This window comes from Ruegeria sp. BG5, from assembly GCF_056538425.1.
This window is the reverse complement of sequence record NZ_JBQFTC010000001.1, coordinates 251575-267833: the sequence shown is the minus strand read 5'-3', so window position 1 is coordinate 267833 and position 16259 is coordinate 251575. Positions and strand designations below refer to the sequence as shown.

At 60.3% G+C, this 16259-nt stretch carries 14 protein-coding genes; 5 read left to right on the top strand and 9 right to left on the bottom strand.

What is annotated here, in order from left to right:
• Positions 1-38 precede the first annotated feature (38 nt).
• Positions 39-515: a hypothetical protein gene (locus tag ACR0KX_RS01240; RefSeq protein ID WP_170452540.1), complete on the bottom strand. Its 477-nt coding sequence runs from the start codon at positions 513-515 to the stop codon at positions 39-41.
• Entirely contained in the window at positions 512-685 is a 174-nt protein-coding gene (hemP, locus tag ACR0KX_RS01235) for a hemin uptake protein HemP (protein WP_170452542.1), read from the bottom strand. The genes ACR0KX_RS01240 and hemP overlap by 4 nt, the downstream gene beginning before the upstream one ends.
• A 224-nt stretch (positions 686-909) precedes the next feature.
• On the opposite strand from hemP, the gene gph reads away from it, so the two are divergent.
• A complete protein-coding gene (gene gph, locus ACR0KX_RS01230) occupies positions 910-1572 on the top strand; it encodes a phosphoglycolate phosphatase (RefSeq protein ID WP_480626333.1) in 663 nt (220 codons plus the stop codon).
• 269 nt (positions 1573-1841) lie between these two features.
• Here the strand turns inward: gph and dld are convergent, their stop codons facing one another.
• The 4 genes from dld to ACR0KX_RS01210 all read right to left on the bottom strand — a co-directional run bounded on the left by dld (position 1842) and on the right by ACR0KX_RS01210 (position 7965).
• Complete coding sequence (gene dld / locus ACR0KX_RS01225; protein ID WP_170452547.1) at positions 1842-3551, bottom strand: D-lactate dehydrogenase; 1710 nt, start codon at positions 3549-3551, stop codon at positions 1842-1844.
• Between the two features lie 18 nt (positions 3552-3569).
• Positions 3570-4721 carry an alpha-hydroxy acid oxidase gene (locus ACR0KX_RS01220; protein WP_170452549.1) on the bottom strand — a complete coding sequence of 384 codons (1152 nt, stop codon included), beginning with the start codon at positions 4719-4721 and terminating at the stop codon, positions 3570-3572.
• Between the two features lie 12 nt (positions 4722-4733).
• A complete protein-coding gene (locus ACR0KX_RS01215) occupies positions 4734-6797 on the bottom strand; it encodes a TRAP transporter large permease subunit (protein WP_170622923.1) in 2064 nt (687 codons plus the stop codon).
• Between the two features lie 118 nt (positions 6798-6915).
• A complete protein-coding gene (locus ACR0KX_RS01210) occupies positions 6916-7965 on the bottom strand; it encodes a TRAP transporter substrate-binding protein (RefSeq protein WP_170521774.1) in 1050 nt (349 codons plus the stop codon).
• A 335-nt stretch (positions 7966-8300) separates the two neighbouring features.
• Here ACR0KX_RS01210 and ACR0KX_RS01205 point away from each other — a divergent pair, with 335 nt between their 5' ends.
• The gene (locus ACR0KX_RS01205) at positions 8301-9074 is read left to right on the top strand and encodes a FadR/GntR family transcriptional regulator (RefSeq protein ID WP_170452553.1); all 774 of its coding nucleotides are present in this window, start codon (positions 8301-8303) and stop codon (positions 9072-9074) included.
• 111 nt (positions 9075-9185) lie between these two features.
• Entirely contained in the window at positions 9186-10010 is an 825-nt protein-coding gene (locus ACR0KX_RS01200) for an IclR family transcriptional regulator (RefSeq protein ID WP_480707766.1), read from the top strand.
• Here the strand turns inward: ACR0KX_RS01200 and ACR0KX_RS01195 are convergent.
• Positions 10007-10573 carry a tetratricopeptide repeat protein gene (locus ACR0KX_RS01195; protein WP_170622917.1) on the bottom strand — a complete coding sequence of 189 codons (567 nt, stop codon included), beginning with the start codon at positions 10571-10573 and terminating at the stop codon, positions 10007-10009. The two genes, ACR0KX_RS01200 and ACR0KX_RS01195, sit on opposite strands and share 4 nt — an antisense overlap.
• A 30-nt stretch (positions 10574-10603) precedes the next feature.
• Positions 10604-11089, bottom strand: a complete 486-nt coding sequence (locus tag ACR0KX_RS01190) for a winged helix-turn-helix transcriptional regulator (protein WP_170622915.1) — start codon at positions 11087-11089, stop codon at positions 10604-10606.
• Between the two features lie 103 nt (positions 11090-11192).
• On the opposite strand from ACR0KX_RS01190, the gene putA reads away from it, so the two are divergent.
• On the top strand, positions 11193-14591 hold the full coding sequence (gene putA, locus ACR0KX_RS01185; RefSeq protein WP_170622913.1) for a bifunctional proline dehydrogenase/L-glutamate gamma-semialdehyde dehydrogenase PutA: 3399 nt from the start codon (positions 11193-11195) through the stop codon (positions 14589-14591).
• Between the two features lie 42 nt (positions 14592-14633).
• On the top strand, positions 14634-15377 hold the full coding sequence (locus ACR0KX_RS01180) for a rhomboid family intramembrane serine protease (protein ID WP_170622911.1): 744 nt from the start codon (positions 14634-14636) through the stop codon (positions 15375-15377).
• 7 nt (positions 15378-15384) lie between these two features.
• Here ACR0KX_RS01180 and ACR0KX_RS01175 read toward each other — a convergent pair whose 3' ends face one another.
• A complete protein-coding gene (locus ACR0KX_RS01175) occupies positions 15385-16170 on the bottom strand; it encodes an inositol monophosphatase family protein (RefSeq protein WP_170622909.1) in 786 nt (261 codons plus the stop codon).
• Positions 16171-16259 lie beyond the last annotated feature (89 nt).

Sequence of the window (16259 nt, the reverse complement as noted above, 5' to 3'; positions counted from 1 at the left end):
AGTAACCCCGGCCGTTAAGCCGGGGTTTACCGCGTCGTTTAGTGCAACACGGTCGAGGGGGTCTGGTGGCCGGTGGTCTGCATCGGAATGGCCGTCATCATTCGCCGCAGGGTCAGGCCCAGTTCCTCGGACAGTGATGCCAGAGCCGGGGCAAAATCCGGACGCACGATCAGGGATGCCATCATCATCGCATCCTCGCGCGCGCCTTCGGCTGCCGCGCCGATCATTTGCGCGAAACAGTTTTCATCCGCGCCCAGGCATCCGCATCCCAACCCATGCCGCACCAGCGGTCGGCGACCGTGATGGGCACAAAGCGAGCACAGCCGATCCAGCGTCAGCATCGCCGCCCGGCCCTGATCCGCGCCCAGCGCAATGTCGAAATCACTTGCTGCATCCGCACGGCCCTTGGGGCCATCGCCCCAAAGCCGCAGATACATAACAGCACCTGCTTCGATCGGGTCGAGGTCGGACAACCGGCCAACGGACGCCCCACCCCGCGACGTCGGCGCGCTCATTTGGTGAGAATCAATTTGCCCGCGCGGGTGATGCGCAGGGTATACATTTGATCGCCCAGCTCGATATGGGCCAGGTTGCCACCCTTTGTCAGCTCTTCGGCTTTGTGCGAAGGCAGCATGGACACAGCATAGGATTGAGTAGGGTTCGGGGTCGGGGTCTGCGCGTTCATCGGTCAACTCCAGAAGTTTTCAGGCAAACGGCCTTGTTTGTTCGCGGTTTATTACTCTGGCTGACCCGAGAATGGGCTGGCTCTCTGTTCCTGCGCTTAATCTGATTATTTTAGTAAGGTATGTCAAGTGCCCTGTTTGCACGCGCGGGAATTTGCCGGTTTGCGACCAGCGCCAAGCCACGATAAGTCTTTGACAAATTCAGCAATTAGGCAGGTATTCAGTGATGGCAGCGGTTGTATTTGACCTCGATGGAACTCTGATCGACAGCCTCGGCGATATCGTGGCAGCCGCAAACCGGACGCTGGACGACGTCGGCCTGCCGCCCCTGCCCCCAGAGGTCATCGGTCGATTCGTCGGAAACGGTCTGCCCAAGCTGGTCGAGCGCGTGATCCGGCACTGTAACCTGCCGATGGACCGCCACAGCGAACTGACCAAAGTGATGCTGGCCCATTACAATGCCGGGGCCAGCAAAACGACTGTGCCCTATGATGGCATTCCCGAGGCGTTGGACGACCTCAGACGCATGGGCTGTACCCTTGGCGTCTGTACCAACAAGCCCGAGGCCCCGGCCCATCACATTCTGGATGCGCTCAACCTGTCACCTTTCTTCGATGCGGTCCTTGGTGGCGACAGCCTGGACACACGAAAACCCGACCCCAGCCACCTGTTCGCCAGCTTTGACGCGCTCAGCGCCCCAGGGCCACGCCTGTTTGTCGGGGACAGCGAAGTGGATGCAGAAACCTCGGACCGGGCGGGGATTCCATTTCTGCTGTTTACCCAAGGCTACCGAAAATCGCCGGTCGCGGAGATTCCGCACACCGTTGCCTATGACAGTGCAACCGAATTACCGGCGTTGGTATCTCGGATGCTGGAAGAGGCACAGTAAACCCACGCCCAAAAATTATTGAGGGGCCGGCCGAGGGGGTAGTGACCAGCCCCTCATCGGGGAAAAACTGTTTGGTCGCGCGCGACCTGTGGTTGGGTTCGTTCTAACGAATCCCTTTTCGCGGCGAAATTGGGGGTTTCCCGTAGAGAAACAAAAAAGTTGCAAAAGGCTGCTTTGGATACCTGCGACGGTCCCGCAGTATCAATCAGGCCGACCTGGCGAACAGGATGCTGTTCACGCTCGTTCCGCGACTTCTGCGAGCCTTAGTCCTATTGTGCGGCAGAGTTCACACCGCGTTGATCCTGATAGTGTTTTGCCTTCGACATTTTCCCGATACCCGGATTGAACGAGTTGGTCGGATCGCAGCATGTGTAATGTGCCGCCAGATCGGGCTTGGCCTTATACAGGTGGCCAACATTGTGTTCTGCCGGGTATTCCGCCCCGCGCTGATCGAACAGCTTCAGCATCGCAGCCTTGAGCGCCTTGGGATCTGCCCCCTTCCGGACCACGTAATCCTGATGCATCACGTGGCACATGAAGTGGCCGTAATAGAGTTTGTGGACCAGTTGATCCTCGATCTCGGGGGGCAGTTTTTCCAACCATTCCCTATCGTTGCGGCGCAGGGCGACATCCAGCGCGATGATGTCTTCAACCTCATTGGCATGGATGGCCATATAGCGCACGGCGGCACCCGCGGCGGCAAACCGGTGCAGACCGGCAATCTTGGCCTCGCGCGCGTCGCATTCGAAGAAATCCGCATCACGGTCTTTCAGAAATTCCGGCAACCAACTGGCGGCCTCGGCGATGCCACCCTCTTTCATCTTCAGGATCAGGTGGTGTTCGTACTTGTCCCGGAACTGCGTCATTCGTTTAGGCAGTACGCGGGGCCACAAAGACACCGCCATTTGCATGAACCTGTCGGTAAAACTGCTGAGGAACGGAACGCGGCGCAAACGGGCATCCACGGCCCCCTTCATGGCAAAGAAGAATGGCAGCCGATCTGTGCCCAGCTTGTCGATCATCACCACCGTGTCCTTGCCGTATTTCGCGGTGATGTCGAATACCTCACGCTGCATGTATTCGGCGGATACCGGCAGAGACTGGAACTCGGACAGGATATGTCGACGCAAGTCTGCCAGATCCTCGGGGTCGTTGGTTCCGATATAGAAGACCTGTTCGGCCTTGTTCTTGGGGAAGGTATCAAGACGCACGGCAAACACCGCCAATTTTCCGGCGGATCCGGCGGATTCGAACAGTTTGGCCTTGTCCGCGTTGAACCGCGCAGGTGTTTCGGCATCCACGTCCCGTACGATCTGCGCATAGTCGCTGGCCGAGGCGCGCTTGTTCGTCGCCCCCGGATTGCGCTCGAACTGTCCTGCATCGAGATTGGCAAGGATTTCCTCGGGCGTTTCGCCCAGATCGATGCCCAGATGGTTGACCAGTTCCAACTCGCCCTGTTCGGTGATCCGGGCATAGACGGACAGTTCCGTATAAACCGGCCCGCGTTCAACCAGCGAACCGCCCGAGTTGTTGCAGACGCCACCCACAATCGACGCGCCGATACAGGATGATCCGATCACCGAATGCGGCTCGCGCCCAAGCGGGGCCAGCAGTTTCTCCAATGCAAACAGGGTGGCGCCCGGAAAGCTGACGATCTGCGCGCCATCATTCAGGGGCACCAGAGCATCCATCCGCCGCGTGTTGATCAGCACCACATCGCGATCATAACTGCCCGAAGGGGTCGACCCCTCGGTCAGTCCGGTATTGGCCGCCTGCATAATGACGATCTTGTCGGCGGCAACGCAGGCTTGCAGCACCTTCCACTGTTCCAACAAAGAACCGGGTTGAATGACGCACAGCGCCTCCCCCTCGCCCGAGCGGAAGCCGCGCCGGAACCGTTCGGTCGCGCGTTCGCCTGTCAGGACGTGGCGCGATCCGACGATGGAACGGAAATGTTTGATCAGCGCGTCATTGGTCATGGCAGCCTCCGGCCCGTTCTATACGTTGCGAAAACGGATGTTCTCGCGGCTCAGTTGATCGATGCTGGTGACGCCCATCAGTTTCATGTCGCGTTCAATCTCGGCCCGCATCAAGCCAAGGGAGCGTTCGACCCCCGCCTGCCCTGCAGCGGCCAGCGGGTACAGATAGTGCCGTCCGACGCCCACAGCTTTGGCCCCTATCGACAGTGCCTTCAGCACATGCGTGCCACGTTGGATGCCACTGTCCATCATCACGTCCAGCTTGTCACCCACCGCATCGACAATCTCGGCCAGTTGATCGAACGGCGTGCGCGACCCGTCCAGTTGCCGCCCGCCGTGATTCGACAGGATGATGCCGGTGCAGCCGATCTCGGCGGCGCGTTTGGCATCCTCGACGGTCATGACGCCCTTGAGGCAGAACTGACCGTCCCAGTCGCGCACCATCTGCGCCACGTCATCCCAGTTCATCGACGGGTCCAGCATGTCGGTGAAATAGCCGCCGATGGAACTGGCACCGCCGCCCATGTCGACGTGTTCTTCCAGTTGCGGCAGGCGGAATTTCTCATGCGTGACATAGTTGATCCCCCACATCGGCTTGATCGCAAACTGGATCATGCCACCCAGCGTCAGGCGGAACGGGATGGAAAACCCGGTGCGCAGGTCACGCTCACGATTGCCGCCGGTGATGCTGTCAACGGTCAGCATCATCACCTCGACACCGGCTTCTTTGGCGCGCTGCATCATGGCCGAGTTCAACCCGCGATCCTTGTGGAAGTAGAACTGATAGACCTGCGGGTTCTTGTGCTTTTGCCGCAACTCCTCAAGCGAGACCGTGCCCAGCGAGGACACCCCGAACATCGTCCCGTATTTCTCAGCCGCCGCTGCCACCGCGCGTTCGCCCTGATGGTGGAACAGGCGCTGCAGGGCGGTGGGCGAACAATAGACCGGCATGTCCAGCTTTTGCCCCATCACCGTGACCGACATATCCACGTCCTTCACCCCGCGCAGGACCGAGGGCAGCAGGTCGCAACGGTCGAACGCGTTGGTGTTTTCGCGATACGTCACCTCATCATCCGCGCCACCGTCGATGTAGTTGAAGATCGGCCCCGGCAGCCGCTGTTTGGCCAGCCGCCTGAAGTCGTGGAAGTTATGACATTGGGTCAGGCGCATCAGGCAGGCTCCTTAGTAAGCGACCGAAGGTAGCCAGGTGGCTAGGGTTGGCCACAGGAAGACTAATGCCAGGCCGGTCAGCTGCAACAGGACAAAGGGGATAATGCCTTTGTAGATGTGGGTCAGCTTGATCTCGGGCGGGCACACGCCTTTCAGGTAGAACAGGGCGAAGCCAACCGGCGGTGTCAGAAAGCTGGTTTGCAGCGTCACCGCGACAAGGATGACGAACCACACCAGCGCCGGTTCATCCAGAACGCCAAAACCGGGAATGTCGATGCCCAACCCGTTCACGATGGGGCGCATCAAGGGCAGCACGATCAGCGTGATCTCGATCCAGTCCAGCACAAAGCCCAGCAGGAAGACGATGAACAGGATGAAGAGGATGGTGCCGTTGGCTCCGAACCCGGTGGATTGCACGACGTGTTCGATCAACTCGTCGCCGCCCAATTCACGCAGGACGTAGGAGAATACAGTCGCCCCAAGGAAGATCGCGAAGATATAGGCGGTGGTGTTGAAGGTCGAGACCAGCACGTTCCACAGTTTCGCAAAGCTCAGCTTGCGATAGCCAAGCGCCAGCAGCGTCGCACCCAACGCACCGATACCTGAGGCCTCGGTTGGAGTGGTCAGACCAGCAAAGATCGACCCCAGAACCGCGAGGATCAGCATCAGCGTCGGGATGACCGCGATCAGCACGTCCTTGACGGCGGCCCAGTCGGGGGCCTTTGCGCCCTCGGGCACCGGGGCTGCGTCGCGCTTCACCAGCGCGAGGATGAAGATATAGGTCAGGTAGAGGCCACCGATGATCACGCCGGGGAAGACAGCGGCCATGAACAGGTCTCCGACAGACAAGGCCATCTGGTCAGCCATGATCACCAGCATGATCGACGGCGGGATCAGGATGCCCAGCGTGCCCGAGGCCGACACCACACCCGCCGCCAGCGTCGGCTGGTATTTCTGCTGCATCATCGACGGCAGCGACAGCACGCCCAGCAGCACAACAGACGCACCGATGATGCCCGTCGAGGCCGCAAGGATGATCCCGATCAGAGTCACGGTAATCGCAAGACCTCCGCGCACGGTGCCGAACAGGCGCTGCATCGAAGACATCAGACGCTCGGCCACACCGGATTCGTCCAGCATCAGGCCCATGAAGATGAACATCGGCAGCGCCACCAGAACCGCGTTGGACATGGTCGCGTAGACACGATTTACCACCGCGCCGAGGGTCAGGTAATCGAGCCCGGTAAACGTGCTTTCCAATCCGGTCCACAACATCAGATCATTGTCGAACAGGTAGGCCAAACCACAGTAGGCCACACCGACACCGGCCAGAACCCAAGCCACCGGATAGCCGGTAAACAGCAGCGCGATAAAGGTCAGGAACATCGCGATGACCAGCTTTTCCTCGGTCGTCTCAACAAGGAACGTCAGGCCCACGCAAACGGCGGCAAAGACAGCCAGCACCAGCAGGATACGGCGCAGCGGCGCGCCTTTGCGTTCCGAGGCCGGCCCATAAAGCAGCGCGTGTCCATCGTGGATCAACCGCGCCAGCGCGGCCAGCGCCAGCAGGATGAAACTGATCGGAATGACCGCCTTAAACGCCCAACGAGCAGGCAGACCGGTGGGGCTGTCAGACCGTTCATTGACGCGGAAGCTTTCGTAGAAATAGTCATAGCCCTGATCGATCATCAGATAGATGAACGGGGTCAGCAGGGTCAGGATGCCGATCACTTCGATGATCCGCTGCGCCCGGCGAGACAGCTGCATATGCAAGACGTCCACACGCACATGGCTGTCGGTGATCAGGGCGTAGGAAATGCCGATCATCGTGACGATGCCGTAAAAGTGCCACTGGATCTCATCCAGCTTGGGATAGTTCTGGCTGAACAGGTAACGCAGCGAGACCTGAGAGAAGATCGCCGCCATCAGCAGGACGTTCGCCCACATGACCACGTGACCTACGGCCTTGACGCTGGTGTCGATCGCCACGGCGATTTTCTGGCGGTCGGTCTCGGGATGTTCCAGGATGCCCTCATAGGCTTCGACCGGATCGTTGAGGTTCTTTTGCGTGGCCATGGTCATTCCTCGCTCAGCAGCCCGGCGCGCGGGCGGTGAAAGGTTAGAAAGTCCGAAATTCAGAAACAAAGAACCGGAGCGACGGTTGCCGCCGCCCCGGTTGCGTCAGTCAGGAAGGTTACTGACGCGGGAGGAAGGCGTTGGTCTTCCACAGGTCATAGCCGTCACGGAATTCGTTCATGTCGGCCAGGACTTTGGCAAAGAAGGCGTCGTTTGCGGCTTCCTCAGCAGCAACCTCTTCCCAGGTCGCGCGGAAGGTATCCAGCATCTCGGGCGACCATTGCTTGATGGTGACACCGTTGTTTTCGACATTGTCGATCAGCGCCGCGTGCTGGATCGCTTCACCTTCGGCAAAGCTGTCCGCCATCGAGGCCTTACAGGCGTTTTCGATAATCGCCTTGTGCTGATCGCTGGTCTCGTTCCAGACGTCCTTATTGATCATCAACTCAAACACGGTCGCCTGCTGGTGCCAGCCGGGGAAATAGTTGAATTTGACCAGCTTGTGGAAGCCCAGACGCGCATCGATCGCGGGCATCGAGAATTCGGTCGCGTCGATGGCGCCTTTTTCCAGTGCTGGGAAAATCTCGCCACCCGGCAGCAGCGAGGTTGCGACGCCCAGTTTCTGCATGACTTTGCCGCCCAGACCGAAGAAGCGCATTTTCAGGCCGTTCAGGTCTTCGGGCGAGTTGATCTCGGTCGCGAACCAGCCCGAGGTTTCGGGTGCAATAACCGCGCAAGGGATGACGTGGACGTTGTAGCCGGCCTGATCGTACATCTCCTGATACAGGCTCATGCCGTTGCCGTAATACAGCCACGCCATGTATTCGCCCGCTTCGGGGCCAAAAGGCACGGCCGAGAACAGCGGCGCGGCGGGGATTTTACCGGCCCAATATCCGGCAGTGGTGTAGCCCGAGTTGATCTTACCGGTGGACACAGCGTCCAGAATTTCGAACGGCGGAACCAGCTTGCCCGGCTCATACACCTTCATTTTCAGCGTACCGCCCGACATCAGGTCCAACTGCTCGGCCACGCGCGGAATCGGCGAGCCCAGGCCCGGCAATTCGGTCGAGAAGGCAATCGGGGTTTTCAGCAAAAGCTTGTCAGCGGCAATCGCTGGTGCGGCCAGAACGCTGGCAGCAACGGCCAGGCTCGTCAGGGTCTTCTTCATGAAATCTCCTCCAGGGTAGGTCGGGCAAGTGCCTCGATCAGCGGCGCAGGCTCTTCCAGCGCCTCTCCAGTGGTAAATTAACTTTACCATTACAAACCAGTCAACAATTTTGTTTACCAGTGGGCAAGATCACCAAGGCGATTACAGGAGCTTTCCCAATATAATTTGATCGACGACGGGCATTCCCTCAGCGTCCACCACGTCGAAAATTGCATTTAAATGAATGAATTGTGCCCAAAAATCAGGCGCAGCGTGTTTTCTTGAGTTTTTCCAACAGATGGTTATATTTATTTACCAATAGACCCGTTCTTTACACCCAAAGCGAGGCGACACCCATGTCCACCAAAGCGATTTTCGAACCAGTCGGACACGAATCGCTGGCTGACGCAGTGGTTGCGCAGATCGAGGATCTGATTGCTTCGGGCATCCTGAAACAGGGGCGCAAACTGCCGTCGGAACGCGATCTGGCTGAGATGCTGCGCGTGTCACGCCCGAAGCTGCGCGAGGCATTGTCGGTTCTGGAAGAACGCGGCCTTGTGACCACGCAACACGGAGAAGGCACCTTTGTTGCCGCTTTGACCGGCCAAGCGATGCTGCCAGCCCTGTTGGCCCTTTATGAACGGCACGAGCCTGCGTTTTTCGACTATCTGGAATACCGGCGCGAGCAGGAAGGCTTTGCCGCCCGTCTCGCCGCGCGTCGTGCGACCAAAGCCGATAAGGAACGCATTGCCGAGATTCTGGCCGAAAACGAACGTGCCTGGCAGGAGAATGACGCAAAGGCATCGCGCGAGGCTGATTTTGCGCTGCATGCCGCAATTGTCGATGCCAGCCAGAACGCCACGTTGATCCATATGATGGCCTCGATCTACGAGTTGACCAAACAGGGCGTTTTCTACAACCGCAGCTTTTTGAAATCGATTGATGGTTCGGGCAAGAAGCTGCTCGACCAACATCTGGAACTTGGTCAGTCCGTCATAGATGGGGACGAGCAGCGCGCTGAACAGGCCGCGTTCGATCATATCGATTTCGTGGAAGACTCGTTCCGGCTGGGCATCGAACAACAGCGGCGCGAGGTGATGGCTGAAAAGCGGCGCATTCTCTCAACGTGACTGAGTGAGACCAAGATCGCCTCAACGACCAAAAAATAAAAATATTTTCCACTATATGAAAAATTCTGCCTACCCCCTATGGTTTTGCCGAAACGCGACAAGGGGGCTGGATTGGACACACCGAAACGACCGCGCGGCAGGCCGAAATCCCTGTTCAAGGAAAGCTCGGCCGGGACGCTGCAATCTCTGGACCGCGCCCTAGGCACCCTCAGCGCCGTTGCCCGGCTGGAACGCTGCACCCTGACGGATCTGAGCCGCGAGACCGGCGTGCCGACCGCCACCACCCATCGCATACTGGCCACGCTCGCCAATCGCGGCTTTGTGCGCTTTGACGAAGACCGGCAGGAATGGATGGTCGGGATCGAGGCGTATCGCGCCGGGGCCGCCTTTTTGAAACGCAACAACGTGGTCGAAATCTCGCGACCCATCATGCACAGGCTGATGCAGGAGACCGGCGAGACCGCAAATCTGGCCGTACCAGACGCCGGAGACGTGGTCTTTGTCGGCCAGATCGAGACGAAGAACCCGATCCGCGCCTTTTTCCCGCCGGGTGCGCGGACGCCCATGTACGCCTCGGGCACGGGCAAGGCGATTCTGGCCGCGATGGAGCCCGATGGCGTGCGGAAACTGCTGTCTTCATCAACGCTCGAAGCCTTCACCGAACACACGCACAGCGATGTCGCCTCTCTTGAGGCGGATTTGCAGGTTATCCGGCAGCGTGGCTGGTCGTATGATGTCGAGGAACGCTATCTTGGGATGTCCTGTATCGGTGCGGTGATATTCAACGAACAAAACCTGCCCTGCGCCGGAGTGTCCGTGTCCGGGCCAACCGCGCGGTTTAATTCGGAAACGATTGATCGGTTCGGCGATCTGGTCTCAGCCGCTGCACGTGAAATCACGCGCGCCGTTGGTGGGCGGCCGATGCACCCTGATTAGGTGTCCTGTCCGGGCGGGTCCAACGGTCCGCCGGGTGCCAGCAGGGCCCGTTCCGACAACCAGGGATTAAGGTCCAGCGCGTCTTTTAGCGCGGTTCTTGCCTCGTCCAGCCGGTTCAGGCCAAGCAGCGACAAGGCCCGCCCGCTGATCGCCGCAACATGGTTCGGAGACAGCTCAATCGCGATGTCGAGGTCGCGCAGCGCCGATCCGTAATCCTGCCGCAGGTAATTGACAAAGGCCCGCTGATTGTACCCTTCCGCATATTGCGGGCAGTAGTCGACTAGCGCGTTCAACTCGTCCAAAGCCCCGATCAGGTCCCAAGCCTCGCGCCGCGCCATGCCCCGATCCAGCATAGTCTGGGATTTGGCATCGGGCGCATCGGTCCAAAGCTCCCACATCTGGCTGGAGAATACGCGCGCCTCGGTCTCGGACCCGGCCTTTTGGGTCTGCGCAATCAGGTCACTGACGCCGTCGATATGATCTGGCGCGTCCGGGCAAGACTGTGCTGTCGCCGCAGACGCTACCGCACACCCAATGATCGCTGCCTGGAGTAGATGTCGCATAATCCAAGGATGGCGCGGGATGAGGTTCTGTCAAGTTGCGTCCAGTGCGCCCAGCATTCCGGTTTCCTTTACAGCCTCCATCGCGACAAAGGTCGATGTGCTGGCCACATGCGGCAGGGACGAGATCTTTTCGGCCAAAACAGCCCGGTATTCCGACATGGAACCGGTCCTGACCTTCAGCAGATAGTCGAAATTCGACGCAATCATATGCGCCTGTTCGATCTCGGCAATCTTGCGGACCGCCGCATTGAACTCGGCCAGCGCCTTTTCCCGCGTGTCCGTCATGCGCACCTCGACAAAGGCCACGTGATCCAATCCCAGCCGGATCGGATCCAGCATCGCGCGGTAGCCTTTGATGACCCCATCCGCCTCAAGCCGTTTCAACCGCGCCTGCGTCGGAGATTTGGACAACCCGATCCGCCGGGCCAGATCCGCGACCGAGATACGCCCATCCTCGGCCAGGGCTTGCAGGATGGACCGGTCGAACCGATCCAGTTCAGGAAAGTGCATTTGCATCGTTCAAAACCCAAATTTCAGGCGAATGGCCCATGATACATCAACCTTCAAGCGATTGTCCTGATTTTTTACGCATATACTACTAAAAACGCCCGGAGGATTCATGTCACACAGCCTGCGCACCCTAATCGACACTCAAACCTATGCGGAGCAGTCCTCTGTGCTGCAGTCCCAGATCGACACGGCAAACCTGACCGACGCAGATCGCACCGCCATTTGCGCTGCCGCCGCCCAGCTGGTCCGCGACATCCGGTCAAGCACCTCGCCGGGGATGATGGAGGTGTTTCTGGCCGAATACGGCCTGTCGACCGACGAAGGCGTGGCCTTGATGTGTCTGGCCGAGGCGCTGTTGCGCGTGCCGGATGCAGACACGATCGACGCGCTGATCGAAGACAAGATTGCGCCCTCGGACTGGGGCAAGCATCTGGGCCAGTCCTCATCCTCGCTGGTCAATGCCTCGACCTGGGCTTTGATGCTGACCGGCAAGGTGCTGGATGAAGGCAAGGCGTCCCCCGTCAGCGCCCTGCGCGGGGCGATCAAACGGCTGGGTGAGCCGGTCATTCGCACCGCCGTTGGCCGCGCCATGAAGGAAATGGGCCGGCAATTCGTTCTGGGAGAGACCATTCAATCCGCCATGGGCCGCGCCAGCGGGATGGAGGCCAAGGGCTACACCTATTCCTATGACATGCTGGGCGAGGCCGCGCGCACCGAGGCCGACGCCGCCCGCTATCACCTGTCCTATTCCCGCGCCATCGCCGCCATTGCCGAGGCGTGCACCCATGACGACATCCGCGCAAACCCCGGCATCTCGGTCAAGCTGTCCGCCCTGCACCCGCGCTATGAATTGGCACAGGAAGAGCGTGTCATGGATGAGCTGGTGCCGCGCCTGCGCGCACTGGCCCTGTTGGCCAAAGCCGCCGGGATGGGCCTGAACGTGGACGCCGAAGAGGCCGACCGCCTGTCCCTGTCGTTGCAAGTGATCGAAGAGGTTATGGCCGAGCCTGCGCTGGCCGGTTGGGATGGCTTTGGCATCGTTGTGCAGGCTTACGGGCCGCGCGCGGGGTTGGTGCTGGACACGCTCTATGACATGGCGCAGCGCCATGACCGCAAGCTGATGGTCCGTCTGGTCAAAGGCGCCTATTGGGATACCGAGATCAAGCGTGCGCAGGTCGAAGGGGTCGATGGGTTCCCTGTCTTTACTCACAAGGCGGCCACCGACATCTCCTACATCGCCAATGCGCGCAAGCTCTTGGGCATGACCGACCGCATCTACCCGCAATTCGCGACCCACAACGCCCACACCGTCAGCGCCATTCTTCATATGGCCAAGGATCAGCCGTTCGAATTCCAACGCCTGCACGGCATGGGTGAGACGCTGCATCAACTGGTCATGGAGAAGCACAAGACCCGCTGCCGCATCTATGCTCCCGTCGGGGCGCATCGTGACCTTCTGGCCTATCTGGTCCGGCGCTTGCTGGAAAACGGCGCGAACTCGTCCTTCGTGAACCAGATCGTGGATGAGGCCGTGCCGCCGGAAGAGGTTGCAGCCGACCCGTTCACCGCCGTTCAGTCAGCCTCAACACCGCTGCCGACCGGGCCGGAACTGTTTCTGCCGGAACGCCCGAATTCCAAGGGGTTTGACCTGCGGCATACACCGACGCTCGACAAGATCGATGCGGCGCGGGACCGGTTCCGGGCGCATCACTGGTATGCGCAGCCCCTGCTGTCCGAGCGGGCCAAACCCGCGGCAGATCAACCTGTCATCAACCCGGCGCACCCTCAGGACAAGCCCGGCGCGGTTGCCCCCGCCAGCACCGCAGATGTCGAACTGGCTTTGGCCTCGGCCAGCCCATGGCAGGCCCCTGCCGCGCAACGCACTGAGGTTCTGAACAAGGCCGCTGATCTGTACGAGGCCCATTTCGGTGAGCTGTTCGCCCTTTTGGCCCGCGAGGCCGGTAAATCGCTGCTTGATGCGGTGGCTGAGCTGCGCGAGGCGGTAGATTTCCTGCGCTACTATGCGGCCAACATCCCTGCGGCCAAGCCTGCCGGGATTTTCACCTGCATCAGCCCGTGGAACTTCCCGCTGGCGATCTTCACCGGTCAGATTTCCGCAGCGCTGGCAACCGGCAATGCGGTTCTGGCAAAACCCGCGCCGCAAACCCCGCTGATCGCGCATCGCGCCATTCAGTTGCTGCACGAGGCCGGGGTGCCCCGTGATGCGCTGCAACTGCTTCCCGGCGGGCCAGAGGTGGGCGCGGCGCTGACCTCGGACGCGCGCATCTCGGGCGTGGCCTTCACGGGATCGACGGCAACGGCGCTGAAAATCCGCTCGGCCATGGCGCAGAACATGCGGCCCGGCACGCCGTTGATCGCGGAAACAGGCGGGCTGAATGCGATGATCGTCGACAGCACCGCGCTGCCGGAACAGGCCGTGCAATCGATCATCGAAAGCGCGTTTCAGTCCGCTGGCCAGCGATGCTCGGCCCTGCGTTGCCTGTATCTGCAAGAGGACATCGCCGAGGATGTACTGACGATGCTCAAGGGCGCGATGGATGCGCTGCGCGTCGGCGACCCGTGGCTGATTTCAACCGATTGCGGCCCGGTGATCGACGAAACCGCGCGTCAGGGCATTGCGGATCACGTCGCCAAAGCGCGGGCCGAAGGGCGCGTTCTCAAGGAACTCGGCACCCCGCCCGAGGGGGTGTTTATCGCCCCGACACTGATCGAAATCAGCGGTATCGCTGATCTTGAGCGTGAAATCTTTGGCCCGGTTCTGCACGTGGCCCGCTTCAAAGCACAAGAGATCGATCAGGTGATCGCGGACATCAACGCCACCGGATATGGCCTGACCTTCGGCCTGCACACGCGTATCGACGACCGCGTCCAGCACGTGACCGAGGCGATCCACGCGGGCAACGTTTATGTCAACCGCAACCAGATCGGGGCCATCGTCGGTTCTCAGCCCTTCGGTGGCGAGGGGCTGTCGGGCACCGGGCCCAAGGCGGGGGGCCCCAACTATATGGCCCGGTTCTGCGCACCGGATCGCCAGTCGGCATCTGAGACCTGGAGCGCATCGGCAGAGTTGCCCGCGCCAAAAGGCCAACCTGCACCGGTTCAGACGCAAACCCTGCCCGGACCGACAGGGGAATCGAACCGGTTGTCCGAGTTTGCACGGCCACCGGTCCTGTGCCTTGGCCCCGGTTCCACGGCATCACATGCACAGGCCGATGCGGTTCTGGCCTTGGGTGGAACCGCGATTGAGGCTGCCGGAGCGCTTGATCTGCATCGCTTGGAGAACCTGACCGGCATTTCGGGCGTTTTGTGGTGGGGCGATGAGGATACCGCCCGTCAGATCGAACAGCATCTGGCCCGTCGCGACGGTCCGATCCTGCCGCTGATCCCCGGCCTGCCGGACCGCGCCCGCGTGTTGGGCGAACGGCATGTCTGTGTCGATACCACAGCCGCAGGCGGTAACGCCGCGTTGTTGGGCGGTGCGGCATAAGCTGACCTTGACGCTGGGCCCTGAAAAGCCCAGCGTCGCGCCATGTTTCCGATCCGCGACCATAACCCCTCGGGGCGCACGCCCTATGTCGTTTACACGCTGATGGCGGCGAATATCCTGATCTTCCTCAGCTATGTGGGGATCATGGATAACCCGCAATTGATCCAGCGGTTCTATTTCGACTACGCGATCATTCCCGCGCGCATCGCGGATGGCTATGCGTTCGAGACATTCGTGACGTCCATGTTCCTGCATGGCGGCTGGATGCATCTGGCCGGGAACATGCTGTTTCTTTGGATCTTCGGGGACAATCTGGAAGATGAAATGGGCCACCTGCCCTTTCTGCTCTTCTATCTCGTCGCCGGATTAGGGGCCGGGCTGATCCACGTCATTACTGCGCCGGATTCGGTGGTGCCGACAATCGGAGCCTCGGGCGCAATTGCCGGGGTGATGGGCGGCTATCTTTTGCTGTTCCCAAAGGCCCGCGTCGATATTCTGCTGATCCTGATCGTCTATTTCAGGGTCTTTTCGATCCCGGCTATTGTGATGCTGGGCGTCTGGCTGGTGATGCAGTTCTACGGCAGCCTGAACAGCAACCCCGACGAAGGCGGCGTGGCCTATTGGGCCCATACCGGAGGGTTCGTCGTCGGGCTGATCCTGTGTATCCCGCTATGGCTGAAACGCGGCGGCACAGCGTTCTGGGATCGCACCCATGGCCATCCGCCACACCCCGAGACGAAATACAAGCTATCGCAATCACGCATCCCGCGCGTGCCGCGCAAGTAGGCGTGTCTTAGCCCCGGATTACCTTGGCAAAACTGTCAAAGATCGGCTCGTTGGCGCAGATAACCTCGCCGTCTTCCAGCACGCTGCCTTCGGGGTTCAAAGGCTGCACAAAGCCACCCGCTTCTTTCACGATGATCATACCAGCGGCCAGATCCCATGCGTTCAGGCGGCGTTCCCAGAACCCTTCGTAACGGCCAGCCGCCACATAGGCCATGTCCAAGGCGGCAGCGCCCCAGCGACGCACACCGGCGCAGGCGGGCATCAGGCGCGCAAGGTCTTGCAGGGTTGCAGGTAGATCGGAACGGCCACCAAAGGGCAGACCGGTCGAGAAGATCGATTCAATCATGCGGTGACGACCGGACACGCGGATACGCATATCGTTCATCCATGCGCCTTCGCCCTTTTCGGCAAAGAACATCTCGTCCTTGGCAGGGTCGTAGATCACACCGGACACGATCTTACCCTTGTGTTCCAGTGCGATGGACACCGCCCAATGCGGCAAACCGTGCAGGAAGTTGGTGGTGCCGTCCAGCGGATCGACGATCCAGCGGCGGGTCGGGTCCTCGCCGTCAATCGAACCGCCCTCTTCGGCCAGCCAGCCATAGGTCGGGCGCGCACCCAGCAGTTCTTCTTTCAGGATGGCCTCGGCGGCGATATCGGCCTTGGACACAAAGTCGCCCGCGCCCTTCATCGACACCTGCAGGTTCTCGACTTCACGGAAATCCTTGACCAGAGACCGCCCCGCCTTGCGCGCGGCTTTGATCATGATGTTGAGATTTGCACTGCCAACCATTGTGAAAAGGCTCCTGTCCGGTCAAACCGCGCGTATACTGATGCAATGCGCCCTTGCCAAGAGGAATGATGCGCATAGCAGCCCCGCGC

Coding starts and splice junctions, on each gene's coding strand:
- ACR0KX_RS01240 (WP_170452540.1), bottom strand. CDS start 515: ATGAGCGCGCCGACGTCGCGGGGTGGGGCGTCCGTTGGCCGGTTGTCC.
- hemP (WP_170452542.1), bottom strand. CDS start 685: ATGAACGCGCAGACCCCGACCCCGAACCCTACTCAATCCTATGCTGTG.
- gph (WP_480626333.1), top strand. CDS start 910: ATGGCAGCGGTTGTATTTGACCTCGATGGAACTCTGATCGACAGCCTC.
- dld (WP_170452547.1), bottom strand. CDS start 3,551: ATGACCAATGACGCGCTGATCAAACATTTCCGTTCCATCGTCGGATCG.
- ACR0KX_RS01220 (WP_170452549.1), bottom strand. CDS start 4,721: ATGCGCCTGACCCAATGTCATAACTTCCACGACTTCAGGCGGCTGGCC.
- ACR0KX_RS01215 (WP_170622923.1), bottom strand. CDS start 6,797: ATGGCCACGCAAAAGAACCTCAACGATCCGGTCGAAGCCTATGAGGGC.
- ACR0KX_RS01210 (WP_170521774.1), bottom strand. CDS start 7,965: ATGAAGAAGACCCTGACGAGCCTGGCCGTTGCTGCCAGCGTTCTGGCC.
- ACR0KX_RS01205 (WP_170452553.1), top strand. CDS start 8,301: ATGTCCACCAAAGCGATTTTCGAACCAGTCGGACACGAATCGCTGGCT.
- ACR0KX_RS01195 (WP_170622917.1), bottom strand. CDS start 10,573: ATGCGACATCTACTCCAGGCAGCGATCATTGGGTGTGCGGTAGCGTCT.
- ACR0KX_RS01190 (WP_170622915.1), bottom strand. CDS start 11,089: ATGCAAATGCACTTTCCTGAACTGGATCGGTTCGACCGGTCCATCCTG.
- putA (WP_170622913.1), top strand. CDS start 11,193: ATGTCACACAGCCTGCGCACCCTAATCGACACTCAAACCTATGCGGAG.
- ACR0KX_RS01180 (WP_170622911.1), top strand. CDS start 14,634: ATGTTTCCGATCCGCGACCATAACCCCTCGGGGCGCACGCCCTATGTC.
- ACR0KX_RS01175 (WP_170622909.1), bottom strand. CDS start 16,170: ATGGTTGGCAGTGCAAATCTCAACATCATGATCAAAGCCGCGCGCAAG.